Below are 25157 nucleotides of genomic sequence, written 5' to 3' on the forward strand. Positions count from 1 at the left end.
GGCCCCGGACCGTGAATGCCGACTGAATGTTCTATTCAGGCGTCGAAGCGTTCTCCGCTTCGGCCTTGTCCCCACTGATATTCCTGCGGAAAAGAACGCGGTCCTCCGGTCCGAAGCCCTTGTGCCAGATGACATAGCCATAGGTGGCGAGGATGGCGGGGATGCCCACCAGCAGCTCCATCCATTCGGGCAGCCAGGTCGCCGCATAGCCCACCGCCATGGCGGGCGCGCTGGCCCACACCAGCGCCCAGCGCCAATTATTGACCGGCGCGCCCAGCAGGCGTGAAAGAAGTGTTGCCTTGACCAGCGATGCCGCGCCCAGAGCCAGCATCAGCGCCGCAGCTGCGCCCGCTGCCTTGTAGGGTTCGGGCAGGCCGTAACTCTCGATTCCGATCATCAGGCCGATGGTGATGGCGGCCTGCAGCGCGATGGTGGCGATGGAAATCCACAAATTGCGGACCCGCGCCATATAGACCAGCGCGGCTTCCGAAACGACGGCAGTCGCAGCGACGACTTCGGCAATCAGCAGGAAGGCGAGCGCGCCGGTACCGCCGACAAAATTCGGCCCGACCAATCCCATCACTGCCTCGCCCGGAATAGCCAGTGCCAGCGCAATCCCGGCCTGCGCGGCGATGATCCAGAAGCCCACTTGCCGAACCTGGCTGGCGATGGCGCTGTAATTCTTCGATTTGAGATTGCGGGTGATCACCGGGCCGAGGATCGGTTCGAAGCTGGTCTTCAGCTTTTGCGGCAGGCTGGCGACCTGCTGGGCGACGTAATAGATCCCCACCGCAGCGGGCGCGGCGAAGAAGCCGAGAATGAAGATATCCAGCCGCCTTGTACCCCATTCAATCGCATCGGCAGTGGCGAGCGGCAAGGCGCGGGCGCTCATTTTGCTCATCGCGACCGGGTGCGGCCGCCACCCGCGCGGCAGGCCGTAATCACGCATGAAAGGCCACAGCGCAGCCAGAAATCCGGCATAGATCGACGCGAGATAGGCCATCGCGAGGCCTGCGTCGGGAACGATGAAATAGAATGCACCTGCTGCAATCGAAATGGTCCATGGCTCGACGATGGCGCGCGCACGCACAGTGGCGGCGATATCGAACCGGTAGGCCTGCGCCGCCAGCAATATCTCTGTCAGCGCATAGGCCGGGATGGCCAGCACGAGCAGACGGTCGAGCGGGCTGTTCATGCCATTGGGGAACATCGGCGCCGGGACGAGCCAGAGCAATCCGGCGGCGATTGCGGATAAAATCAGCGCCAGCAGCAACCCGTCATAGACCAGATTGACCGGTTCGCCTTCGCCCTCGGTCAGTCGCTGGGCCAGCCCGCGTTTTTCCCCCATCGAGCAGATCAGTGCGATCAATTCGACCACCACCAATGCGCTCGCAAAACGGCCCAAGGCATCCGCGCCATAAAGCCGCCCGGCGATAAACAGGAACGGCAGGCGCGCGGCGAGCCGCAGCAGGAAGCCGAAGAAATTTGTCCGCCCGCCTTTGGCGAGCGCCTGCATATCGCCTGCGCCGCCATCCGCTTCCGGTGTCGGCGCGGCGGCGGATGGACCGGGTTTATCGTCGCTCATCCAGCGCTCTCGTCCTGTTCGGACCGCAGCGGGCGGGCGAGCAATTGACCGACAACTTCGCGTGCCTCCGCACCCTCCAGCAGAGCGGTAACAGCGGTGACAATGGGCATCGCGACGCCGCGTTTTTGCGCCAGCTCGGCCAGCACCGGGGCGGTGTGCGCGCCCTCGGCCACGGTCGTCCGGTCGGCCATCAATTCGGCTGCGGAACGGCCTTCGCCCAATGCCTTGCCGAGCGAGAAATTGCGGCTGGCGGTGGAGGAGCAGGTGAGCACCAGATCGCCCAGACCGCACAGGCCCGCCAACGTCTCGGCCCGTGCGCCCAGCGCCTCGCCGAAGCGCAGCATCTCGGCATATCCGCGTGCGATCAGGGCTGCGCGGGCGTTCTGGCCCAGCTCCAGCCCGTCGACAACGCCGCAAGCTATCGCCAGCACGTTTTTCACCGACCCACCGATTTCCGCCCCCGCGACGTCATCCGAATAATAGGGCCGGAAGGAAGGGCGGGCGATGATGGGGGAGAGCCGGTCCCACTGGGCGGGGCCATCCGCGCAGGCAAGCGTGATGGCGGTGGGGAGTCCAGCGGCGACTTCGTGGGCGAATGTCGGGCCCGAGAGTATGGCGATGGCACTATCCCGGCATACATCCGCAGCGACATCGTTCATCAGCCGGCCTGTACCGCGCTCGATCCCCTTGCTGCACAGCACCAGATCGCGCGGGCTGCTACCCAGCTTTCGCAGTGTCGATCCCAGATGCTGGGCGGGGGTGACGCAGAATATGGTTGGAACCGCCGCCAGATCGGCCAGATCGCCGGTCGCGCGAATGGTGTCTTTAAGATCGGCGGAGGGCAGATAGGCCGTGTTGCGGTGTGCGGTGTTGATCGCGTCGACCACGTCGGCTTCCATGGCCCAGATCAGCACTTCACGTCCGTCGCTGGCGAGCATCTGGGCAATCGCTGTGCCCCACGCGCCTGCGCCAATCACAGCTACCTGTGCGCTCATGCCTTCACTCCTGCGCCGCGCACTTTTTCGGCGCCGGGATCGAGCGGCCAGCGCGGCCGTGCCCTGAAATCAAGCGGGTCGCTCTGCGCCAGGGGAAGGCGCTCGCACCCGGCCCAGGCAATCATCGCGGCATTATCGGTGCACAGGGCCATCGGCGGCGCGGTGAAGCGCATGGAGCGTGCCGAGGCAAATTCCTCCAGCGCACCGCGCACCGTTTCATTCGCAGCGACACCGCCTGCTACCACCAGAGCGGGCAGGTCGGCTTGCCCCGACAATGCCACGCCAAGCCGGTCCAGCACGCAGTCAACGGCGGCTTGCTGGAAGCTGGCGGCGATGTCGGAATTCTTGTGCTCCCCTCTCTCGTGCGCGCGCATGACGGCGCTTTTCAGACCGGCGAAGCTGAAATGCGGCTCCTTCGACCCCAGCAGCGGGCGGGGCAGGGGCACGGCGCGCGGATCGCCTTGCAGGGCCAATCGCTCGACCGCTGGTCCGCCGGGGTAGCCAAGGCCCAAAATCTTTGCGCTTTTGTCGAAGGCCTCGCCCAGCGCATCATCGATGGTGGTCGCGAGCCTGCGATATTGCCCCACGCCATCGACGCGCAAGATCTGGCAATGCCCGCCCGACACCAGCAGCAGCGCATAAGGAAAATCCAGCGCAGGGTCGGCCAGACGGGGGCTGAGGGCATGGCCTTCCAGATGGTTGATGGCGAGCAGCGGCTTGTCGCTGGCCATGGCGAGCGCCTTCGCGCTGACCAACCCGACCATCACACCGCCGATCAGGCCCGGCCCGGCGGTGGCGGCAATGGCGCTGCAATCATTCAAAGCCAGCCCGGCATCGCCCAGCACTGCCTCGATCATCGGAGCCAGTCGCTGGGCGTGGGCGCGCGCGGCGATTTCGGGCACCACACCGCCATAGGGCGCGTGCTCCTCATCCTGCGAAGCGATGCGCTGGGCGAGGATTTGCCCGTCGCTGGTGACCAGCGCCGCTGCGGTTTCATCGCAGCTCGATTCAATACCCAGCACTACGTCCATGGCACTTTCCCTTAGCGAAGCGCCCCGCTAGGGCAAGCCGCGCGCTGTCTGGCGCGCCCTGAACGGTGCCTCCTGAACAGGCGCTGTGAACAGATTCGCGGACCGACCTATGCCTTCAGAGCCTGAGAAACACCCGATCATTCGCCTCGGCACCCGCCAGTCGCCGCTGGCGATGGCGCAGGCTGTGGAAACGCGCGAGCGCTTGTGCGCAGCGCATGGTTGGCCGGAAGAGGCGGTGGAGCTGGTGCCGGTTGTGGCGAGCGGGGACAAGATCCTCGACCGGCCGCTGGCCGAGATTGGCGGGAAGGCTCTGTGGACGCGGGAACTGGACGTGTGGCTGGGTGAAGGCCGGATCGATGTGTCGGTGCATTCGATGAAAGATGTCGAGACGCTGCGGCCCGATGAATTCACACTCGGTGCGATCCTGCCGCGCGCGGACAAGCGCGACGTGCTGGTGGGCGCGGCATCTCTAGCCGATCTTCCTGAAGGCGCGGTCGTGGGGACTTCGGCCCCGCGCAGGGCGGCCCAGACACTGCATGCTCGGCCCGACCTCAAGGTCGTGATGTTTCGCGGCAATGTCGCCACCCGTCTGGGCAAGCTGGCCGATGGCGAGGCCGATGCGACTTTCCTTGCGAAAGCCGGGCTCGACCGACTGGGCGAGGGCGGCATTGGCACGCCTTTGCCGCAAGACGACTGGCTGCCGGCTCCGGCGCAAGGCGCGATCGGGCTGGAATGCCGCGCAGAGGACACGCGCGTCCTTGGCCTGCTGGCCCCGATTGACCATGCGCCCAGTCGCGCAGAAATCCTCGCCGAGCGGGCGGTTCTGGCGGGGCTGGGCGGGACTTGCCACAGCCCGATTGCCCTGATGTCCACATTCGACGAAGGGACGCTGCATCTGCGCTGCATATTGTTCAGCCCCGATGGCCGCGAACGCGCGGAAGGCAGCACATCTGCGAAAGCCGGCGATATGGCTGCAATGACCCGGTTCGCCGGGGAATTGCTGGGAAGTGCCGCGCCCTCCATTCGTGCGGTTTTCACGGGCGCGGAATGAGCAAGCCGGTCGTGGTTCTGCGGCCCGAGCCGGGCCAGACGGCCACGCTGGTCGCTGCATTCCAGCACGGGATCAAGGCGCGCGGAATGCCGCTCTGCGTGGTTTCACCGGTCCCATGGGATGCCCCTTCGCAGCCCTATGACGGCGTCCTGGTGGGCAGCGCCAATGCCCTGCGCCATGCAGGCGATGAGCTGGAGAAGATCACCCATTTGCCGGTTCTCGCTGTCGGCGAGGTCACGGCCCGCCTCGCGCTGGATGCCGGGATGGAAGTGGAGGAAACCGGATCAGGCGGATTGCAGTCGGTTTTGGACGGGTTGCCCCCGATCAAGCGGAACCTGCTGCGGCTTGCGGGCGAAACCCATCTGAATCTCACGCCGCCGCCCCATGTCACGATCGACACCGTAATTACCTACCGAACCGATTACCGTCCGCTCACCAAGGCACAGTCGGATTTTCTGGCCGGAGGTGCGACGATCCTGCTGCATTCCGGTGAAATGGCGGCGCATTTTGCTGATCAGTGCGATGCCAACGCTCTGGATCGTAAGACTTTCGATCTGTTCGCGATGGCCCCGCGCATTGCCGAGCGGGCCGGGGGCGGCTGGGGATCGTTGACGGTTGCAGACGGCACAAGCGACGCGGCGCTCTTGGCAGCAGCGCAAGCTTTGTGCGAGAAGCAAAGCTAAGGGATCGCAACCGCTCCGGTTAACCTTCGGAGCGTATGACAGGACGATATGGAAGATTATTCGACCAGACGGCGTTCGAGCCGGGGATCGGCACGGTCCATTGTTGGCGTGGTCCTGGTGGTGGCTCTGCTAGCCGCTACTGTTTTCGGCTATCTCGCCTGGCGGGAGAGCTTTGCCAATTCCGAGCCCGACCCCGCGGCGGTCGAGGATGCCAGCCAGGCTCTGGCTGAACTTGAGGGGGAGGAGGTCGCTCCTGATCCCGATGAGACCCCCGCAGTTGCCGCCGAACAAACGGTTGAACGCGCGACAGAGGCGGTTGCGCGCGTGACCGAGCAGCAGGGAGGTATCGACCAGCGGCTGGCGGCGGCAGAGCAGCGTCTGGCACGGCTCGATCTGCAAGCGCAGGCAGCGGCTGGTAATGCCGCACGGGCCGAGGGCTTGCTGATTGCACTGGCGACGCGCCGTTCGGTAGAGAAGGGCGCAGAACTTGGCTTTCTGGCCGATCAACTGCGCCTGCGCTTCGGCGATGCAAAGCCCAATGCAGTGCGCACGATCACCTCTGTTTCGCGCGACCCGGTAACACTGGATGAACTCATCGCGCGGCTAGAGGGACTTGGCCCCGATTTGCAGCGGACCGATGAAGGCCCCAGTCTTGATCGTATCCGCCGCGAATTGGGCGAATTGTTTGTGGTGCGCCGGGAAAGCGCGCCGTCGCCGCAGCCCCTGCGCCGGATGGAACGTGCGCGCATCTTCCTCGAAAGCGGCCGTTACCGCGCTGCTATCGAGGAAGTGCAGAACATGCCCGGCGCAGAGAATGCCGAGCGGTGGATCGCCGATGTGCGGCGCTATGCCGCTGTGCAGCGGGCGCTCGATTTGATCGAAACCTCCGCCATTCTGGAGCCCGCTTTGTTGCGCGACGGAAGTGGCAATCTGATCGGCAGCCCGGCGGCGGCAGAGGCCGCTGCAGCGACTGCAACCGAGCAGTAATTCGGGGTCAGGCTAGGCCTTCAGCAGGCTGGGCCGGTCGCCCGTCACTCCGCGTGCTTCATCCATAAACCAGCTTTTGAGCGCGGGCGCGCGCTGAACCCCGGCCATGCCGAAACGGCGGATGGCGGAGGCGGCCTTTCCGGGCACGCCAAACAGGCGGGTCAGGCCATCGGTGGCCAGCGCCACGGTAAAGGCATCCAGCCCGCGCCATTGTTCGTAACGCTCCAGCAGCTGCGCATCGCCCGGCTCCAGCCCGATCAGTCGTCCGTCCTCCAGCACTTCGACCAAGGCACCGACATCGCGCAGTCCGAGATTGAGGCCCTGTCCGGCGATCGGGTGAATGCCGTGCGCGCTATCGCCAATCAGCGCGAGCCGCTCGGCAGTGATGCGCGCGGTATGGTGAAAGCCCAGCGGGTAGGAACTGCGCGGACCGACCGATGTCACAGCGCCCAGCACGCCGCCCATCTGCTTTTCCGCCTCGGCCTGAAATGCGCGGTCGCCCAGCGCCAGCATGCCCGCCGCATCGGCCTCGTCCACCGTCCACACCAGAGCGCTGCGGTGATTGCCGTCCGCGTCATCCAGCAGGGGCAGCAGTGCAAACGGCCCATCGGGATAGAAGATTTCCCACGCGACATTCTCGTGAGATTTCTCATGAGTCAGCCCGGCGATGATGGCGCGGTGGTCATATTGCCATTTGGCGACCGAAATCCCGGCATCCTCGCGGGTGGGCGATCCGCGTCCCTCAGCGCCGACCATCAGGCTGGCTTTGAGCTCTTGCCCGTCCGCCAGCGTCACGGTGCATCCGAACTCGCCTCGTGTGCGTGAGACGACTTCTGCGCCGCTATGCCAAGCGATCTTGTCCTCATTCCGCGCCGCGTCGAACAGCGTAACCCGTAGCGTGCGGTTGGCGAACATACGGCCAAGGGAGCTTTCATGAGGCTCGGGCTGGAAATCGATCCGGCCCGGCTTCATCTGGTCGGTGACAGCGATGGTATCAATCGGGCTGCCCAGCGGCTCCAGCGTGTCAGCGAGGCCGATCTTGGTGAACAGGTTCCAGCTGGCAGTGGAGATGGCGGTAGCGCGCCCGTCGAAGCCTTCGGCAGTCAGATCCTCCGGCACGGCGCGGTCGATCACATGGCTGGTGAAGCCCCGGCTGGCCGCAGCCAGAGCCAGTGTCATGCCGGTCAGCCCGCCGCCGATAATCAGGAGATCGCGTGTGTCGCTCATTGGTGCATCCCGTGCTGCCCGAAGGGGCACATTGTTCATTTCCAGATTGGGCATTAGGGGGCCTGACATGCTTCATGCAAGATGGACACTGGTCGCGGCGCTGCGTCTGATGGCCGCAGGCCTCGCGGGGCTGCTGGGTCTCGCGCTCGTTGGCCTGTCCGCCGCGCCTGCCCATGCTCAGGGGTTATCAGGGGCTGCGCCCAACATTGCGGCGGCTCTGGAAGTGGAGGGGCCGCTTGCCCCCGGCGGCGAGACCACGCTGGCGATCCGCTTTACGCCGGTATCTCCCGAATGGCACGGTTACTGGTCCAATCCGGGCGATGCGGGGCTGGGGATGCAGGTGGAGTGGGACTTGCCCGAGGGCGTGAGCGTTGGCGCGTTCGAATATCCCACGCCCGGTCGCCTGCTGATCGACGGCCTGATGAACCATATCTTCGAAGGTCAATATGCCGTGCTCGCCCCGCTGCGGCTGGCTGCTGACAGTACGGTGGAAGGCCCGCTCAGGATTGCAGGGACGGCCTTCTACCTCGCTTGCACGGACGAGATTTGCGTGCCCGAAGAGGCGCAGATCGAGGCGCTGGTGGTGATTGGCGGAAGCGATAGCGCACCGAGAGACGCGAGCTTTGCACAATACCGCGCTGCCATTCCTCCGCTGCTGGATGCGCCCGCGACGTTCGAGCAATCACGGGGACTGCTGCGGCTGGCGATACCATTCCCCGAGAATGCGAATATAGGGCAGCCGCATCTGTTCTTAGGCGAGAAGGACATCATCAACTACAGCGCGCCGCAGGGCTTCTCGCAAGTCGGCGATACGCTGGTTGCCGAGATCGAGCTGGCGGGGACTGGCGAGGACCCGGACACGCTCAGCGGCATCCTGAAAATGGGTGCTGGCGGTGAAGATGCCCGGGGATTGCGCTTTAACGCCGTGCGCGGCGAGGTGCCCAGCGGCGGGCGCACGATTATGGCGCGGGACAGCACATTGCCGTCCGTTTGGTTGATCCTACTCGGAGCTTTTGCTGGCGGCCTGTTGCTCAACATCATGCCCTGCGTGTTCCCGATCCTGAGCCTGAAGGCGCTCAGTCTCGCCAAGGCAGGAGCAGGCCCCACAGAGGCCCGGCGCGATGCTCTGGCCTATACGGCCGGGGTGATGCTGGCGACCGTGGCACTGGGCGCAGCGATGCTGGCCTTGCGCGCAGCGGGGGAACAGGTCGGCTGGGCGTTCCAGCTGCAGGAGCCGGGCGTGGTTGTGGCTCTGTTTCTGTTGGCCAGCCTGATCACCGCCAATTTCGCGGGCGTGTTCGAGCTACCATCCGTGCCGCTGACACGCGGGGACAAGCCGGCGAGCTCGTTCGCCACCGGGCTGCTGGCGGCGGTCGCTGCTACACCATGCACCGGACCGTTTATGGCGGCGGCGATTGGTGCGGCTTTGTTGCTGCCTGTATCAGTCGCTCTGGCTGTGTTTGCAGCGCTTGGGCTGGGGCTCGCCTTGCCGTTCCTCCTGATCGGATTTGTGCCTGCGTTGCGCACCCGCTTGCCAAGGCCGGGCACCTGGATGGGAACCTTCCGCAAATTGCTGGCCATCCCGATGGGGCTAACAGCGCTGGCGCTGGCTTGGCTCATCACGCAGGTCGGCGGGCATGCCATGCTGCTGATTGCCGGGTTGGCGGGCATTGCTGCCGTCGCGTTGGCTTTTGTCTTCCACCGCCGCCAGATCCGTGCGCTGGTTTGGGTGGCCAGCCTTGGATTGGTCGCTGCGCTAGGCGTGGTGCGGGCTAGCGATGCCGCTGCGGAGCATGACAAGCAGAGCGCAGCCTCGCTCCTCTCACCGCGAGCCTTCAGCCAATCCGCTCTGGATGAAGCTCGCGCAACCGGGCAGCCGGTATTTGTTTGGTTCACCGCCGACTGGTGCGTCACCTGCAAAGTGAACGAGGGCATTGCGATCGAGCGCGAGGCTACCCGTGAAGCTTTCGACGAGGCCGGGGTCATCGCCATAGTCGGCGATTGGACGGTCCGCGATGCGGAGATTACCGAGTTTCTTACCCGGCAGGGCGCGGCGGGTGTGCCGCTCTATCTGTGGTATCCGTCAGGCGGTGCCGAAGCGCAGCAATTGCCGCAGGTGTTGACGCCGGACAGTCTGGTCAATCTAGCCCGTCAATCGCAGGCTCGAACTCCAGCCCGTCTTCCAGATCAACCTCCGCCTGCGGAGTAGCGTCTGATTCTGGCTCCGGATCGATCTCCTCGGTCTCCTGAACGTCCTCGCGCCCGTCGGCTTCCTCCTCGTTCTCCGCCGAAGGCCGGGCCATCCCCGTGCGGCAGGTAGTGACCAGATCGCCGGGCAGGGGACTGGACCCCAGCATCAGTGACCCTGCGCCGGGGATAGTCAGCTCCACTTCGCGCGGTCCGGTCATCACCTCGAGATCGCCATTGGCAGCATCGACGCTGCCCTGCCACAGCCAGGCGCGCCCGTTCCACGTCGCATCCACGGGTATGCGCGCGACATGGAAATTGCCGACCAGCGCCATGAGCGCCTTCGCCTTGGCATCGGCAGCCACATAGCGGGTGAAGGTCAGCGTGCCGGAGCCGCCGGAGCGCTCACAAGCCAGCGCCAGCATCGGGGTCTGTCCCGGAATGCCGTAAAGCAGGCGCTGGTTCGGCGTAGCCTCCGCCCAGACAGCGCCCGTCACATCGGGCGACGGCGCCGGCTCGCTGGCAAATTGCTGCGCCTGATCCAGCGGCACCCGCTCGACATACTCCTCCGGCACCTCCGGCTGGCACGCGGCGAGGAGGGGGAGAGCAAGAATGGCAATTCCGGTTCTCACGGCCCCATCCGTTTCTTCGTCTGGCGTCCATAGCGCAATTTGCGGGTGCCCGGTTTGCCTTCATTGCTGCGGCCGACGCGCGGGGCTTTCTTGTCTTCGTCGGGAAGGCCCAGTTCGTCGTTTTCCAGTCGCCGGATTTCGTCGCGCAGCCGGCCCGCTTCCTCGAATTCCAGATCGGCAGCGGCGTCGCGCATCCGCTTTTCGAGGTCTTCGATATAGGCGCGCAGATTGTGGCCGACGAGGTTGTTTACCTGGTCATCGCCGGTGCTGACGGTTACGCCGTCCTGCGCGGCGGAATGTGCCACGATGTCCGCGATGTCCCGCTTAATCGTGGTCGGGGTGATGCCGTTTTCGTCGTTGTAGGCGCGCTGTTTTTCACGGCGGCGCTCGGTTTCCGCCATGGCGCGTTCCATGCTGCCGGTAATCCTGTCAGCATAGAGTATGACGCGGCCATCCACGTTACGCGCGGCGCGTCCGATGGTTTGGACGAGCGAGGTCTCCGACCGTAGGAAACCTTCTTTGTCTGCGTCCAGAATGCACACAAGTCCGCATTCCGGGATGTCGAGCCCTTCGCGCAGCAGGTTGATGCCGACCAGCACGTCATAGACCCCCAGCCGCAAATCGCGGATCAGCTCGATGCGTTCCAGCGTTTCGACATCCGAATGCATGTAGCGAACCCGCACACCGGCCTCATGCATGAACTCGGTCAGGTCCTCGGCCATACGTTTGGTCAGCGTAGTGACCAGCGTGCGGTAGCCGTTTTTCGCGACCTTAAGACATTGGTCGATGCAGTCCTGCACCTGATCCTCCACCGGGCGGATTTCCACCGGCGGGTCGATCAGGCCGGTGGGGCGGATGACCTGCTCGGCAAAGACGCCGCCGGTCTGTTCCATCTCCCAGCTGCCTGGCGTGGCCGATACGCAGAATGTCTGCGGGCGCATCGCGTCCCATTCGTTGAAGCGTAGCGGGCGGTTGTCGATGCAGCTGGGTAGGCGGAAACCATGCTCGGCTAACGTGATCTTGCGGCGGTGATCGCCTTTCGACATTGCGCCGATTTGCGGCACGGTCTGGTGGCTTTCATCCACAAACAGCAATGCGTTCTCGGGCAGGTATTCAAACAATGTTGGCGGTGGCTCGCCGGGTAGGCGGCCTGTCAGAAAGCGGGAGTAATTCTCGATCCCGTTGCAGCTGCCGGTGGCGGCGATCATTTCCAGATCGAAATTGGTCCGCTGCTCCAGCCGCTGGGCCTCCAGCAGATGGCCTTCCTCGTGCAGCTCCTTCAGCCGTTCCTCCAGCTCGAACTTGATGGCTTGACTGGCCTGTTTCATCGTCGGGCCGGGGGTGACGTAGTGGCTGTTGGCGTAGATACGAATGGTCTCCAGCTCCGCACCCTTGGCACCCGTCAATGGATCGAATTCGTAGATCGTCTCAATCTCGTCGCCAAAGAAACTGACCCGCCATGCCATGTCCTCGTAGTGGCTGGGGTAAATTTCCAGACTGTCGCCGCGCACGCGGAAAGTGCCGCGCTGGAAGGCGGCATCGTTGCGCTTGTATTGCAGGGCTACCAACTTGCGAATGATCTCGCGCTGGTCGACGCTTTCGTCCTTCTTCAGGTCGAAGATCATCGCTGAATAGGTCTCGACCGATCCGATACCGTAAAGGCACGACACCGACGCCACGATGATCACATCGTCCCGCTCCAGCAAAGCGCGGGTGGCCGAGTGGCGCATCCGGTCGATCGCCTCGTTTACCGAGCTTTCCTTCTCGATATAGGTGTCGGAGCGGGGCACGTAGGCTTCGGGCTGGTAGTAGTCGTAATAGCTGACGAAATACTCCACCGCGTTGTTCGGGAAGAAGCTTTTGAATTCCCCATACAGCTGCGCGGCGAGGATCTTGTTCGGGGCCAGAATTAGGGCTGGGCGCTGCAGCTCCTCGATCACCTTGGCCATGGTGAAGGTCTTGCCGCTGCCGGTCACGCCGAGCAGGGTCTGCGTCTGGTCACCTTCGCGGGCAGAGCCGACCAGCTCGGCAATGGCGGTCGGCTGGTCGCCTGCGGGCTGATAATCGCTCACCAGTTCGAACCGCTTGCCCGGCATGGATTTCTCCGGCCGTGCGGGCTTGTGCGGAGTGAAATCGTCCGAAGTGTCGGGCTCTTCCAGCCCGCGCCTGATTACCAGTTCTGCCATACGCCGGGATATGGGGCAGGAGACGCCGCGCCTCAAGCACTGCGGCAGGATGCTGCGGAATATCGGCGGTTCGGCGGCTTGTGCGATGGTCTTCAATCATGCAGGTTGATCGTGCGACCCGAAGAAGAAGGAACTCCTCATGAAATCCCGTTTAGCACTTGTTGCCGCCGTTCCCCTTATCCTTGCAGCATGCGGCGATGCCCCGACCGAAGTCGACCCGAACGATGCCGAGGCGATGGCCGAACTGGCGGACAATATGGTCAAGCCTGCTGCCGGCGAATACGAAGTGACGTCCGAACTGATCGACTTCGAGATTTCCGGATTGCCAAAAGACCAATCGGACATGATGCGCGGGATGATGGAGGGCGGCTTCTCTCAGACCACCAAATACTGCCTGACCGAAGAGGAGGCGGAAGCTGGCTTCGAGGAATCAATCCGCGAAATGCAATCTGCACAGGGTGAGTGCGACTATAAGAAGTTCGCTGCATCGGGGAGCTCACTGGAGGCGGAGATGACCTGTAATGGTCCCGATGGATCGGTTGCCAATATGGCGATGGAAGGCTCGCTGAGCGAAACCGAGCAGGACATCACGATGACCATGGATGCGACGTCCCCCGAAATGCCGGGTGACGGGATGAAGATGAAAATGCGGATGCAATCGAAACGGATTGGCGAATGCGCGGCCTAGGCTGGGTGAGCCTGCTGCCGATAGCTGCGATGCTCGCAAGCTGTGGCAGTGATCCGATGTCGAGCGAAGCGGTGCTGGGCGAAGCGGCTGGCTTGGAGAAGCCGCTCGCGGGGCTCTACCTGACGGAAACCGAACTGGTGTCGTTCGAAGTGCCCGGTTTGCCGCCTGAAGAGGCGGATCGGTTCCGCACGCAAATGGGCGGACTGGCTGCTTCGCCGCAGGAAAGCTGCGTCACGCAGGAGCAAGCTGACAAGGGCTTCGAGGATCTGCTCAAGACGATTGGCGAAGGGGTCAACGGGCTGACCTGCGGTTTCGAGGAGTTTGCGACCAGTCCTCCGCAGGTGGATGCTGTGCTGGTGTGCGAAGGGGCGGCGGCGATGAAGGCAGAGATCGCTTTTGCCGGCACCGCCGATGCTGTCAGCATGGACATGACCATGGACATGGAAGCCAGTTCTCCGCTTATTCCGGGGCAATCGATGGAAATGGCGTTTGCAGTGTCGGCAGAGCGCATCGGGGATTGTGCGCCCGGATTGTGAAATGCCCGGCCATCCCATTCCCGCTTCATTCAGGCGTAGGGTGAAATAGAAGGGCTATGGCACTGCTCAACCGATCCGATGCAGCCGCGAAACTGGCCGAGTATCGGCAGGAATTGGCGCGCCGGATCGATCTGGTGCGGGAAGACGATCCGGAAGATACCCGGTCTCCGCACTGGAAACTGCTGCTGGGTGAAGCGGGCCAAGTGGCAGAGCCTGTCCGCCGTATTGCCCGTCGCCGGCGGGATCCTGCCCCAATCCTGCCAAAGACTGCCACGCCGCGCACGGTAATCATGATCCCCGGTTTCGCTACGCATCCCTTGCGCATGCGCTATTTCGCCCGCTCGCTGGAGAAAGCCGGACACACGGTCAAGAATTGGGGGCAGGGCTTTAACTGGGGCGTTTCGCACGAGCGCTTCATGATTGCCGAACGGCGTTTGCTCGATGTGCATAGGCGGTGCGGTGAGCCTGTCTGTCTGGTCGGCTGGAGCTTGGGCGGGCTGTTTGCGCGGGAACTTGCGAAACGGCACCCGCACGCAGTCGCCAAGGTGGTCACCATGGGCTCACCCTTCAGCGGTAGCCCGCGTGCTAACAATGCGTGGCGGATGTACCAATTGATCGCCGGGCACCGTGTCGATGCTCCACCGGTCGGTGGCAATGTGTCCGAAAAACCGCCCGTTCCGACGATTGCCCTGTGGAGCCCGCGCGATGGCGTCGTCGACCCTCGGTCGGCTGCCGGGAAGCCGGGGGAGCGCGACAAGGCCGTGGCGCTGCGCTGCACCCATATCGGGTTTTCCTTCTCTCCGGAGGCAATCCGTGCTGTAGGTCGGGAACTGGAAGCGGGCTGAACCGTCCCTTTCAATGACGGCGGGCACGATTCCCGTCATTGGCAGTATCCCGGGGGATGAATGGCTAAGGGCAATGCCCCTTTCGACGAAATGCGTGATACCGATGGCAGCGTAAGGCCTGCCTATGGTTCTTATTGCGATTGGTTTGATCAGCAGGACAATGATTGGCTGCGCCGCAAGCACAGCGACGCCGAGAGTAAATTCCGCCGAACCGGGATCACTTTCAACGTCTATGGAGAGGACGAGGCCGAGGAGCGCCTGATCCCCTTCGACATGGTGCCCCGCGTTATCGATGCAGGCGAGTGGCGCAAGCTGACCCGCGGTATCGAGCAGCGGGTGAGCGCGCTCAATGCGTTCATGTACGATCTGTATCACCGGCAGGAGATCATCCGCGCCGGGCGCATTCCCGAACGCCTGTTCCGCCAGAACGAAGCATGGCTGGCGAACATGGTTGGCTTCACGCCGCCGGGCGGCGTCTACACTCATATTGTCGGTATCGATCTGGTGCGGACCGCAGACGGGTTTTTCGTGCTGGAGGACAATGCCCGCACGCCCAGCGGCGTCTCTTACATGCTGGAGAACCGCGAGACGATGATGGCGTTGTTCCCGGATTTGTTCATGCAGGTCCCGGTCGAGGGTGTGTCCAACTATCCTCGTCGTCTGGCGAAAAGCCTCGCCGCCTGTGCACCGCCTGCCACCGACGGCAAGCCACTGGTGGCCGTGCTGACGCCGGGTATCTACAACAGCGCCTATTACGAACATGCCTTTCTGGCTGATCAGATGGGCGCCGAACTGGTCGAGGGCAGTGACCTGCGTGTCGTCGACGGACGCGTATCCATGCGCACGACGCGGGGCTATGAGCCGGTCGATGTGCTCTACCGCCGGGTGGATGACGACTTCCTTGACCCCCTGACGTTCAATCCAGATTCGCAGCTCGGCGTACCGGGCATTATGGATGTTTATCGCAGCGGCGGGATTACCATCGCCAATGCGCCTGGTACCGGCGTGTGCGATGACAAGGCAATTTACTCCTTCATGCCTGAAATCGTCGAGTTCTACACCGGCGAGAAGCCGCTATTGCCCAATGTCGAGACATGGCGCTGTGCCGAAGAAGAGAGCCTGAAATACGTACTCGACAATCTTAGCGAACTGGTGGTGAAGGAAGTGCACGGATCGGGCGGCTACGGCATGCTGATCGGGCCGACTTCGACCAAGAAACAGATCGAGGAGTTTCGCAAGAAGATTGAAGCCGATCCCCAAGGCTATATCGCTCAGCCCACATTGGCACTTTCGACCTGCCCGATCTTTGGCGAGAGCGGCCTTACACCGCGCCATGTCGATCTGCGGCCCTATGTGCTGGTCTCTCCCGACGGCATCGACATCACCCCCGGCGGTCTGACGCGCGTGGCGCTGGAAGAAGGCTCGCTGGTGGTCAATTCCAGCCAGGGCGGCGGCACCAAGGATACATGGGTGCTGAAGGAATGACGGGCGGAGAAGCAGTATGCTAGGCCGCACAGCTCACGGTCTCTTCTGGATGTTCCGCTATCTCGAGCGAGCGGAGAACACGGCGCGCTTGCTCGATGCTGGCCTGCGTATGTCGCTTACCAGAGACCTTGTGACAGCCGAAGAAGAATGGCGATCGGTTATCCGGACGTCCGGCCAGCGAGAGTACTACGAAGCTTCAAACCAGACCTATACCGGTGTTCAAGCATGGAATTACCTTCTGCGCGACAAGAACAACCCAATGTCGGTCAGGGATATGCTCGAAGCTGTACGCACCAATGCCCGTGTTGCTCGCAACGCGATCAGCGGTGAGGTGTGGGAAGCGGTCAATGAAAGCTGGATGGAAATCGACGAGACGCTGAAAAAGCCCGTGTCTCAAGGCGATCTTGGCGATGTCCTTCGGATGGTCCGGCGTGCCGGCACCTTGGTGCATGGCGCGATGAACGATTCCATGCTGCGCAATGCCGGCTTCCACTTTGCCCGCGCGGGTATGTTCGTAGAACGGACGGACAGCACAGCGCGCATTCTCGATATCAAATACTACCTGCTTCTGCCGAGCCTTTCCTATGTCGGTTCCAGCCTTGATGCGGGCCAGTGGGACACTGTGCTGCGCTCTGTTTCGGGCGACCGGGCCTATCGCTGGCTGAACGCAGGTACGATTAGCGCACGCGGTATCGTGGAGTTTCTCACTCTTGACGATCGGTTCCCGCGCAGTCTGGCCTTTTGCCAGTCCGCTCTGCGTGACGAGCTGCGAGCGCTCGCGCGGTTGCACAAGGTTGAGGGCTATTCCAACGAATTGATGCGCGAGGCCGATATGCGGTTGTCCGACAAGACGGTTGAGGATGTTTTCGAAATGGGCCTGCACCAGTTCCTCGTCGATACCATGAACACCAATGCCGCGATCGCCCATGCGATTGCCGAAGATTACAGGTTTCACGCCTGATGCGCCTCGCGATCCGCCACACCACCCGCTATTCCTTTGACGAGCCTGTGGTTCACGCCCTGCAGCGTGTCCGACTGACGCCCAAGACGACGCAGGGTCAGGAAATCCTGAACTGGGACATGACCTTCGAGAACGCGCGCTGCGAGCTGGAGTATGAAGACCAGCATCACAACACGGTCTCCCTAATTGCGGTGGAGCAGGGTGCGCGCGAAGTGACAATCCGGTGCGACGGCATGGTCGATACCGAAGACAATCAGGGTGTGATCGGTCGCCATTCCGGGCACCTTCCGCTCTGGAGTTTTCTGGGACAGACCAAATTGACGCGTCCCGGAGCCGAGGTGAGATCGCTGATGGAGGGCTTGTCCGTAGACGGCGGCAACAAGGTCGATTTCCTGCATGATCTGTCGCGGCGTATTTCCGAGCGGGTGGACTACCGGATCGGTGAAACGGCTGTGCACACCACCGCCGAAGAATCCGCCGCGCAGGGCAGCGGTGTGTGTCAGGACCATGCGCATATCTTCATTGGCGCGGCCCGCGCCCACGATATCCCGGCCCGTTATGTCAGCGGCTATCTGATGATGAACGACCGCATCGATCAGGAGGCAACGCACGCCTGGGCCGAGGCACATATCGATGGCCTGGGCTGGGTGGGCTTCGATATTTCGAATGGTATCAGCCCTGACCCGCGTTATATCCGCGTTGCTACGGGGCGTGACTACCGCGACGCGGCTCCTATCACCGGCATCAGTTTTGGCACCGCGTCGGGCGACTTGACCGTGGATGTGGCGGTGGAGCAGCAACACATCCCTCAACAATAAGCGATACTTTCGGCCCGCAAGCTGGCTGAAATTCTGGAGTATTCAAGCAATGACCTATTGTGTCGGCATGGTGATCGACAAAGGGATCGTCATGATGAGCGATACCCGGACCAATTCGGGCGTCGATAATATTTCCGTATTCCGCAAGATGTTCCACTGGAGCGTGCCCGGCGAGCGGATGCTGGCGGTGATGACCGCGGGTAACTTGGCCACCACGCAAGCGGTGGTCAGCCAGTTGGAGGAGCGCACCAAAGCGCCCGATGACCGCGAAAACTCGCTGATGACCTCGCCGACCATGTTCACTGTGGCGACCGAGATCGGCAAGCTGCTGCGCAATACAGTGCAGGAGCGGCAGGAAGCGAACGGTGCCCGGGGCAAGGGGCGGTTTACCGCCTCGATCATTCTGGCAGGGCAGATTGCGGGCATGGAGCCACGCCTGTTCCACATCTATCCCGAGGGCAATTTTATCGAGGCCGGGCTGGAAACACCCTTCTTTCAGATCGGCGAAACAAAATACGGCCGCCCGATCATTCTGCGCGGATATGACCGTGACATGAGTTTCGAAGATGCGGTCAAATTGCTGATGGTGTCTTTCGACTCGACTTTGAAAGCGAACCTGTCGGTTGGCCTGCCGCTCGATATGATGGTCATCGGCAAGGATGATTTCGCGCCGACCCATGAACGGCGCATCAATGCAGATGATGAGTATTTCCAGCAGATTTCGTCCCAATGGGGTGAAAAGCTGCGCAATGCCTTCCATGCGCTACCTGATTACAGCTTTGTCGATAGGTGATTTTACGGAGATACGTAAAACCCGTGCTTAGATTATTGAAATATTCCCGATAAGTTAATCCGGAAAATTATCAAATAAACGGCGGAAAGCCGGTAAATAGACAAAGGGCCAGCCAGAATAAATCCGGATCGGTGTTTCTACGGAATTGGCAATTTTGCGTAACCGGTCATGATGATGGCCATGACACAACGGCTAATCCTTCATTGCGTCGATACAGACGTGCGGGTCCGGGCCGAACTTGCCCGGGCAACCTTTGCATTGGGGCATCATGCGGAGGTCTACGGATCGATCGCGGAATTGTGCCAGAGGCCACCCCGGGAGGGCATTTTGATGGTGCGCGACAATCCGCGAGAAGGCGGGTTCCTTGCCGCATCGGAAGTAATGTCGAACAGCGGAGTGTGGTTGCCTGCAATCGCCACCGATCATGCGCCTTCTACAGGCCGGATCGTGGCCGCGATGAAGGCGGGGGCGCTCGATTATCTGCCGCTGCCGATCGATCAGCAGCGGCTGGGGGCAACCCTTTCCCGGGTCGGCGGTGAAGCCAAACGGGAAGCGGCGTTGCGTCGGCGCAAGCTGGAAGCGCGTGGGCGGATATCGCAGCTCTCGAACCGGGAACGCGAAGTGCTGGACTGGCTGAGCGAGGGCAGCAGCAACAAGGCAATCGCCCGGCAATTGGCGATAAGCCCGCGCACAGTCGAAATTCACCGCGCCAACATGATGTCCAAGCTGGGCGCGCGCCATGCGGCGGAAGCGGTGCGACTCAGAATGGAAGCGCAGATCGAGCCAATTGTCGCGCACTGAATCTAGGGGGCTCTTCGGATCGCAAAAGCCGGATTAACGGCAGAACCCCCCGCCGCCCGTCTCGACATGAAAGTGATCGCGGTGGGCGGCGTTATAATCCGGACCGAGGACGGTGCCGAAGCGCTTGCAGGCGCTTTCATGGACGCGGCGCAGGAATTGCCGCTCTGCCCTTGTCCCGCCATTCCAGTCCGAGAGCACAGAGATGCGCCGCCCGTCTTCCAGCACAAAGGCGCCAATATCGATTGCCTCGGCCCGCGCATGCCCCGACCGGCGCGAAGTGCCAGCAACATTGCGGCACGAATAGCTGCCCATCGTCTCGATCCGGGCCAGCCCGCTGCCCAGGTAATCGCGCGCTGCCCGGTCAATTCCGAAGCGTGCCCAGCCGGACAACCCCCGAGCCGCCGAGCATTTCAGCGCGCCCAGATTGCTGACCGAAATTCCGCTTCGATCCCCGCTCAAGGCGCTGAGTGATACGGCACCGGTATAGGAACAACCCGGCGCATCGGTGCGGTTGGCGGTGCGGGTAAACTGCGCTCCGTCCGCTGCCAAATCGCTGATGCAACGGCGTTCTTCGGAGCTGGCGAAACTCTGACCTGCTGCCCCTCGGCTGCCGGACCGTTCCCGGTCTGCGTCGCTGCCGCCCTTGCTATCAGGCAGGATCTGGCAACCGCCCAGTATAAGGGCGGCCAGCAGGGGAAGGGCGGGGCGCATATCCATTGCGCCATCTTCCCTTGCCAAGGTTAATGCCGCCCTAACTCGCGCCCGTCAGGTGCCGCATTCACCGGGTCATTCGGGCGGGGCGCATTGCTGCCACAGCTCGATCTTCACGCCGTTGGGGTCGAGCAGCCACGCGAATTTGCCGTAGCCCTCATCCACCGAGTCCAGAATTTCCATGCCAGCCGCTTTCACCTTGGCGATCATTCCGTCGAGATCATCGACCCGCAGATTGATCATGAAATTGGCGGTCCCCGGCTTCATATACTCCGTGTCGGTGAAGTGGCTGATCAGCGAATAGGGCTGATCCCCCGTTTCCTCCGACCACAACATTTGCGGGCCGTATTCGCCGTCGATGCCCAGCACATCGCGGTACCATTGCCGCGTCGCTGCAGGGTCCTTCGCGACATAAAACACGCCGCCCAGTCCGGTCACTTTGGCCATAAATTTTCTCCCGTCCGAACGTGATGTGTAACCCGGCAATGCCTGCAAGCGAAAGGGTGGCTGAGTATCGACACTCAGGAGAATCAAATGACACGCTTTTTCGCCCTCTTTACCGCCGTCTTCGCCTTCGCGGTGGCGACCTTTGCTTTGCCCGCAACCGCCACTGCCGGTCCCGGTATCAAACAATATTCCGCTTCCAGTTTCCAGGCCGCGCAGAAGGCGGGCAAGACCATCGTCGTCGATGTGCATGCCAGCTGGTGCCCGACCTGCAAGGCGCAGGCCCCGATCCTGTCCGAACTGTCCAAGGACGCCAAGCTGAAGAATGTCGTCTTCATGCGGGTCAACTACGACAGCGACAAAGCTTTCCTGCGCGCCCACCGCGTGCCGCGCCAGTCCACCATTCTGGTGTTTCAGGGCACCAAGGAAACCGGCCGCTCGATCGCCCAGACCAACCGTGCGAAGCTGCGAAGCTTCGTCTTCGGCGCAGTCTGAGCCAGTAGAGCAGAGGAGCCCTCGCCATGATCGGTAGCATCCTGTTGTCCTTCGTGGCGGGGCTCGTCACCATCCTCAATCCGTGCGTCTTGCCACTGGTGCCGATCCTGATCGGGTCGGCACTGGGCAAGAGCAAGCTGGGCCCGCTGGCCCTCGCAGCGGGTCTGGTCACCAGCTTCACCACCTTCGGCTTTGGCGTCATCGCCTTCGGGTACCAGATCGGCCTTGATGAGCAGTTGGTCCGCCTGATTGCGGGCAGCCTGCTGGCACTGGCCGGTGTGGTTCTGCTGGTGCCGAAGGCGCAGGCAGCCCTCTCCGGCGCGACCGCTCCGATTGCCAATTTCGGCAACCAGCAGCTGGGCCGGGTGTCGGGCGACGGGGCGGGGGGGCAGTTCGTTATCGGTCTCCTTCTCGGACTGGTCTGGGCACCGTGTGTGGGCCCGACGCTGGGCGTCGCAATTGCGGCGGCAAGTTCGGGCAGCGATCTCGTTTCCAGCTTCCTGATTTTCCTGACCTTCGGCCTCGGGGTCGCCACCTCGATCCTCGCCTTTGCCTATGGCTCGCGCCGCGCGATGAAGGACCGGCGGGACACGATGGTCACGCTCGCTAAATATGGCAAGCCGCTGTTCGGCGCGGCCCTGCTGGTGGTCGGCATGATGGTCGTCACCGGCTTCGACAAAGTGATCGAAGCGGCGGTGCTCGGCGTGCTTCCCCAGAGCATTATCGAGTTCACTACTCGGTTCTGAATTAGGTCCCTTTCGCCGGAGCGGTTGCCTTGCTGATCAGCCAGATGGCGAGGCTGGCAGCAAGGAACCCCGGAATGATCTCGTACACGCCCGGACCGCCGAGAAACGCGCCGTTCCACCCCAGCGCGATCCAGCCCATCACGACCGCTGCTCCGGTGACGAGGCCCGCCACCGCGCCCGCTCCGGTCATCCCGCGCCATGTGAGCGCAAACAGGATCAGCGGACCGAACGCCGCGCCGAAGCCCGCCCACGCGTTTGCCACCAGCCCCAGCACCTCGCTGTCCGGATCGCGGGCAATGACGATTGCGGCAAGGGCCACCAGCAGCACCGCCACGCGCCCGACATTCACCGCCTCGCGCTCGCTGGCTTCCTTGCGCAGGAACAGGCGGTAGAAATCCTCGGTCAGGCTGCTGGAGCTGACCAGCAACTGGCTGCTGATCGTGCTCATGATCGCTGCCAGCAAAGCGGCCAGCAAGAAGCCTGTAATCAAAGGCGCAAACAGCAGCGTCGCCAGCACGATGAAGATCGTCTCCGGGTCTTCCACCACCACGCCATTCGCCTCGGCATAAGCGCGGCCTGCAATGCCGACGCCGATCGCCCCGATCAGCGCGACGGCCATCCACGACAGGCCGATATTCCGCGCCACGGCAACATCGGGCACGCTGCGGATCGCCATGAAGCGCACGATGATATGTGGCTGGCCGAAATAACCCAGACCCCATGTCACCGCGCTCAGCCAGCCGAGGAAAGTCAGTCCGCCGAACAAGCTCAGCATTCCCGGATCGACCTGCTCCAGCATCTCGGTCACGGCTGCAAATTCGCCGAGCCCGCCGACGTCCTTGGCGCCGTAGATCACCACCAGCGGCATCAGCACCAGCGCCACCACCATGATGCAGCCCTGGACGAAATCGGTCAGGCTGACGGCCAGAAACCCGCCGATCATGGTGTAGGCCAGCACTACGCCCGCCGTGATCCAGATGCCCAGCATGTAATCGCTCATGCCGGCCTCGGGCAGCAATCCGGCAAAGGCTGTCTCGAACAGCTTGCCCCCGCCGACCAGACCGGCCGCCGTGTAGACGGTGAAGAACAGCACGATGATTATTGCGGACACCACCCGCAGCGCCACGGCCTTGTCCGGGAAGCGGTTGGCGAGGAATTGCGGGATGGTCAGCGCATTGCCCAGCTCCTCGGTCTGCTGGCGCAGGCGGGGGGCGACGATGATCCAGTTGGCCACCGCACCGGCAAACAGCCCGATCCCGATCCACGCCTCGACCAGACCGGCTGCATAGAGCGCGCCCGGCAGGCCCAGCAGCAACCAGCCCGACATATCGGACGCCCCCGCGCTCAATGCCGCCACAGCCGGATGCAGATTGCGCCCGGCGAGCAGATAACCCGCACTGTCGGATGTGGACTTGCGCCAGGCATACAGCCCGATGCCCAGCATCAGAACGAAATAGGCGGCGAGCGAGATGAGGGTTCCGGTCTGCATGGTGGCCTGTGTCATGTGGGGCCGCTAACAGGACGGGGCAGGATTGGCCACCGGTCGGGTGGGGGATGGAGGCTAAGGCGTGTGTTTATCTTAGCGCTCCACTGGATGAACGGACCTGTTGGATTGGCTTGACGCTTTTGACACCGTGTCAAGCAATGAAATTGGCATAAAGCATTGTTTTCAGATGACGTATGTCAGTTGGATTTGCTTGACACATTGCCTCCGAAAAACCGGCGAATCTGCGCGCCGGGAGGTTGGAAGCGGCGAGTCGATCCACCAGTGCTCTCTGGCAGATCGGACGCGTGTAGGAAAATCGACGCGCCTGATGTGCTGGGCATCAGTGTACCAATTTGGCAGCCGCTCAGCGTTTGCGGGAAGGCTGAAAATAGACCTCTGCGCCGGTGGCCAGATCATGCAGGCTGCGCTTGCCCAGTATCACCAGAGCCAGCGAGGCGTACCACACTTGCGTTGCGACGGTGATGATCTTGATCGACGAGCGACCGACGATCTGCATACCGCGCGCCTCGATGCCCGATGCATCCTTCACGACAAGGCCGGTCATCAGCTTGCCAGGTGAAGCGCGCAGCGGTGTTACCTCCAACAACGCAACGACGGCTGCGCCGACCAGAGTGAGCCAGAGGAAGCCCTGCCATTCGGTCAAGGCGGCGAGAGCGAAGCCTACGAGCATGGTGGCGATGAAGAAGCCGAAATCGGCGGCGGTGGCGAGGGCACGCTGTTTGGCGGTGGCGGGCTGCGCCTGAGCGACGCCAAGCGAGGCCATCGGCTCCGACAACATCTCGCGCAAGGCGGCGGCGACGGGATGGCGCAGGGTCCCTGTGAAGGAAAATTTCGGGCGGGCAATATGCGGGGCACCATCGGGGGTGAACCACAGCACGCTGGAGAAGCTGCCCGCGAACAGAGCGGGTTCGAAATTGGGCAGGTCGATGCCGGCGGACTCTGCAAAGCGGGTGCGGAAGGCTTCGTATTCCTTTTCCTTGGCCGGCAGCAGATAGATTACCCGTTCCGGTGGCACACGCTCTGACACATTGGCCACTTCCCACCAAAACCCTTCGGTCTCGCCCGCGCGCATCACCACCAGCGAGGACCGGTCCAGCATGGCGTGGACCATGTCCTGCCAAGAATCATCATCGGTGTAGACGCGGTAGGCACCCAATTGCGGCAGCATTTCACCGGGCCGTCCGATCGCGACCATTGGCGCGATTTCGTCGAACGCGAGGGCGACCTGCTCTTCTTCCGATAGCAGGCTTTCCGGCAGGAAACTGACGACCTTGGGGCGGATGCCCTTGACCGTGTCTGCCTTACTATCCGCGCCAAACGAGCGGAGGTAGGTGACGATTGGCCCGTCATGGCGAGCGAGGAAACGCTCTCCCGGCTCCTGCTTCAACTGGCGTCCGAATTTGTTCAGCCAACCGCCAAGGAAGGTGAAGAGCCCGCATCCGGCCAGCAGCCAGAATGTCGTGTCACCCAATGTCGCGCTCGACCGGAAGACGATGGCTCCGGCCAGAAGGCTCAGCCCCAAAATAATCAGGCCGATCAAGGCCAATGTTGCGCCCAAGGCTTTCCGCATGGCTCCCCCCTTACGCACCTTTCGTCGCTTGAGGGACGGGTGTGCGTCAAGGGGTGCGTTAGTCGCGTGGGCGGAAATTTGAGCGCTCTACCCCTCGTTCTTCCGCTTTGCCCGTTTGCTTTCCTGGGGATCGAGGATCGCTTTGCGCAGGCGGATGTTTTACAGGGTCACCTCGCCCGTTCCCCCATCAAAC

24 protein-coding genes are annotated in these 25157 nt (G+C 62.7%); 14 read left to right on the forward strand and 10 right to left on the reverse strand.

The genetic code is table 11. The features are described from left to right. Positions 1-31: 31 nt before the first annotated feature. Genes ACFCW2_RS09530 through tsaD form a run of 3 tightly spaced genes read right to left on the reverse strand, consistent with a single transcriptional unit; the run spans position 32 to position 3611 of the window. Positions 32-1585 (reverse strand): lipopolysaccharide biosynthesis protein, encoded by a 1554-nt coding sequence (locus ACFCW2_RS09530; protein WP_379545931.1) that lies wholly within the window; start codon positions 1583-1585, stop codon positions 32-34. Next, a complete protein-coding gene (locus tag ACFCW2_RS09535) occupies positions 1582-2580 on the reverse strand; it encodes an NAD(P)H-dependent glycerol-3-phosphate dehydrogenase (protein WP_379545933.1) in 999 nt (332 codons plus the stop codon). The genes ACFCW2_RS09530 and ACFCW2_RS09535 overlap by 4 nt, the downstream gene beginning before the upstream one ends. Then, on the reverse strand, positions 2577-3611 hold the full coding sequence (tsaD, locus tag ACFCW2_RS09540; RefSeq protein WP_379545935.1) for a tRNA (adenosine(37)-N6)-threonylcarbamoyltransferase complex transferase subunit TsaD: 1035 nt from the start codon (positions 3609-3611) through the stop codon (positions 2577-2579). Before tsaD ends, ACFCW2_RS09535 begins: the two co-directional genes overlap by 4 nt. Before the next feature lie 109 nt (positions 3612-3720). Between tsaD and hemC the strand changes: the two genes are divergently transcribed. Genes hemC through ACFCW2_RS09555 form a run of 3 tightly spaced genes read left to right on the forward strand, consistent with a single transcriptional unit; the run spans position 3721 to position 6332 of the window. Continuing rightward, a complete protein-coding gene (hemC, locus tag ACFCW2_RS09545) occupies positions 3721-4662 on the forward strand; it encodes a hydroxymethylbilane synthase (RefSeq protein WP_379545937.1) in 942 nt (313 codons plus the stop codon). Continuing rightward, positions 4659-5345: a uroporphyrinogen-III synthase gene (locus ACFCW2_RS09550; protein ID WP_379545939.1), complete on the forward strand. Its 687-nt coding sequence runs from the start codon at positions 4659-4661 to the stop codon at positions 5343-5345. Before hemC ends, ACFCW2_RS09550 begins: the two co-directional genes overlap by 4 nt. Positions 5346-5393: 48 nt before the next feature. Beyond that, complete coding sequence (locus ACFCW2_RS09555; RefSeq protein WP_379545941.1) at positions 5394-6332, forward strand: hypothetical protein; 939 nt, start codon at positions 5394-5396, stop codon at positions 6330-6332. 12 nt (positions 6333-6344) lie between these two features. On the opposite strand, the gene ACFCW2_RS09560 is transcribed toward ACFCW2_RS09555, so the two are convergent. Next, the gene (locus ACFCW2_RS09560) at positions 6345-7559 is read right to left on the reverse strand and encodes a UbiH/UbiF/VisC/COQ6 family ubiquinone biosynthesis hydroxylase (protein ID WP_379545943.1); all 1215 of its coding nucleotides are present in this window, start codon (positions 7557-7559) and stop codon (positions 6345-6347) included. Positions 7560-7626: 67 nt separating this feature from the next. Between ACFCW2_RS09560 and ACFCW2_RS09565 the strand changes: the two genes are divergently transcribed. Next, a complete protein-coding gene (locus tag ACFCW2_RS09565; protein WP_379545945.1) occupies positions 7627-9768 on the forward strand; it encodes a protein-disulfide reductase DsbD family protein in 2142 nt (713 codons plus the stop codon). Here ACFCW2_RS09565 and ACFCW2_RS09570 read toward each other — a convergent pair. Further along, a complete protein-coding gene (locus ACFCW2_RS09570) occupies positions 9698-10378 on the reverse strand; it encodes a hypothetical protein (protein WP_379545947.1) in 681 nt (226 codons plus the stop codon). The two genes, ACFCW2_RS09565 and ACFCW2_RS09570, sit on opposite strands and share 71 nt — an antisense overlap. Then, positions 10375-12564: an excinuclease ABC subunit UvrB gene (gene uvrB / locus ACFCW2_RS09575; protein WP_379545948.1), complete on the reverse strand. Its 2190-nt coding sequence runs from the start codon at positions 12562-12564 to the stop codon at positions 10375-10377. Before uvrB ends, ACFCW2_RS09570 begins: the two co-directional genes overlap by 4 nt. Before the next feature lie 139 nt (positions 12565-12703). Here uvrB and ACFCW2_RS09580 point away from each other — a divergent pair, with 139 nt between their 5' ends. From ACFCW2_RS09580 to ACFCW2_RS09615, 8 genes are all read left to right on the forward strand, one after another. Then, positions 12704-13252 (forward strand): DUF3617 family protein, encoded by a 549-nt coding sequence (locus tag ACFCW2_RS09580; RefSeq protein WP_379545950.1) that lies wholly within the window; start codon positions 12704-12706, stop codon positions 13250-13252. Beyond that, the gene (locus ACFCW2_RS09585) at positions 13240-13788 is read left to right on the forward strand and encodes a DUF3617 domain-containing protein (protein WP_379545952.1); all 549 of its coding nucleotides are present in this window, start codon (positions 13240-13242) and stop codon (positions 13786-13788) included. The genes ACFCW2_RS09580 and ACFCW2_RS09585 overlap by 13 nt, the downstream gene beginning before the upstream one ends. A 56-nt stretch (positions 13789-13844) precedes the next feature. Next, positions 13845-14633: an esterase/lipase family protein gene (locus ACFCW2_RS09590; protein ID WP_379545954.1), complete on the forward strand. Its 789-nt coding sequence runs from the start codon at positions 13845-13847 to the stop codon at positions 14631-14633. Between the two features lie 60 nt (positions 14634-14693). Continuing rightward, positions 14694-16118, forward strand: coding sequence for a circularly permuted type 2 ATP-grasp protein (locus ACFCW2_RS09595; protein ID WP_379545956.1), 1425 nt, complete (start codon positions 14694-14696; stop codon positions 16116-16118). 16 nt (positions 16119-16134) lie between these two features. Further along, positions 16135-17079, forward strand: a complete 945-nt coding sequence (locus ACFCW2_RS09600) for an alpha-E domain-containing protein (protein ID WP_379545957.1) — start codon at positions 16135-16137, stop codon at positions 17077-17079. Continuing rightward, complete coding sequence (locus ACFCW2_RS09605; RefSeq protein ID WP_379545959.1) at positions 17079-17897, forward strand: transglutaminase family protein; 819 nt, start codon at positions 17079-17081, stop codon at positions 17895-17897. Before ACFCW2_RS09600 ends, ACFCW2_RS09605 begins: the two co-directional genes overlap by 1 nt. A gap of 49 nt (positions 17898-17946) precedes the next feature. Beyond that, positions 17947-18690, forward strand: coding sequence for a peptidase (locus tag ACFCW2_RS09610; RefSeq protein ID WP_379545961.1), 744 nt, complete (start codon positions 17947-17949; stop codon positions 18688-18690). 330 nt (positions 18691-19020) lie between these two features. Then, a complete protein-coding gene (locus ACFCW2_RS09615) occupies positions 19021-19491 on the forward strand; it encodes a response regulator transcription factor (protein ID WP_379545963.1) in 471 nt (156 codons plus the stop codon). Positions 19492-19524: 33 nt separating this feature from the next. Here the strand turns inward: ACFCW2_RS09615 and ACFCW2_RS09620 are convergent, their stop codons facing one another. After that, on the reverse strand, positions 19525-20208 hold the full coding sequence (locus ACFCW2_RS09620) for an extensin family protein (protein WP_379545964.1): 684 nt from the start codon (positions 20206-20208) through the stop codon (positions 19525-19527). Positions 20209-20277: 69 nt separating this feature from the next. Continuing rightward, a complete protein-coding gene (locus ACFCW2_RS09625) occupies positions 20278-20649 on the reverse strand; it encodes a VOC family protein (protein WP_379545965.1) in 372 nt (123 codons plus the stop codon). A gap of 87 nt (positions 20650-20736) precedes the next feature. Between ACFCW2_RS09625 and ACFCW2_RS09630 the strand changes: the two genes are divergently transcribed. Both ACFCW2_RS09630 and ACFCW2_RS09635 read left to right on the forward strand, forming a co-directional pair. Beyond that, positions 20737-21141, forward strand: coding sequence for a thioredoxin family protein (locus tag ACFCW2_RS09630; RefSeq protein WP_379545967.1), 405 nt, complete (start codon positions 20737-20739; stop codon positions 21139-21141). 26 nt (positions 21142-21167) lie between these two features. Next, positions 21168-21887, forward strand: coding sequence for a cytochrome c biogenesis CcdA family protein (locus tag ACFCW2_RS09635; RefSeq protein WP_379545969.1), 720 nt, complete (start codon positions 21168-21170; stop codon positions 21885-21887). Position 21888: 1 nt separating this feature from the next. On the opposite strand, the gene putP is transcribed toward ACFCW2_RS09635, so the two are convergent. Together putP and ACFCW2_RS09645 are read right to left on the reverse strand one after the other, a co-directional pair. Beyond that, complete coding sequence (gene putP / locus ACFCW2_RS09640) at positions 21889-23376, reverse strand: sodium/proline symporter PutP (protein WP_379548962.1); 1488 nt, start codon at positions 23374-23376, stop codon at positions 21889-21891. 361 nt (positions 23377-23737) lie between these two features. Next, positions 23738-24964: a hypothetical protein gene (locus ACFCW2_RS09645; RefSeq protein ID WP_379545971.1), complete on the reverse strand. Its 1227-nt coding sequence runs from the start codon at positions 24962-24964 to the stop codon at positions 23738-23740. Positions 24965-25157 lie beyond the last annotated feature (193 nt).

Source organism: Qipengyuania algicola (assembly GCF_042492175.1).
Lineage (GTDB): Bacteria > Pseudomonadota > Alphaproteobacteria > Sphingomonadales > Sphingomonadaceae > CAJXSN01.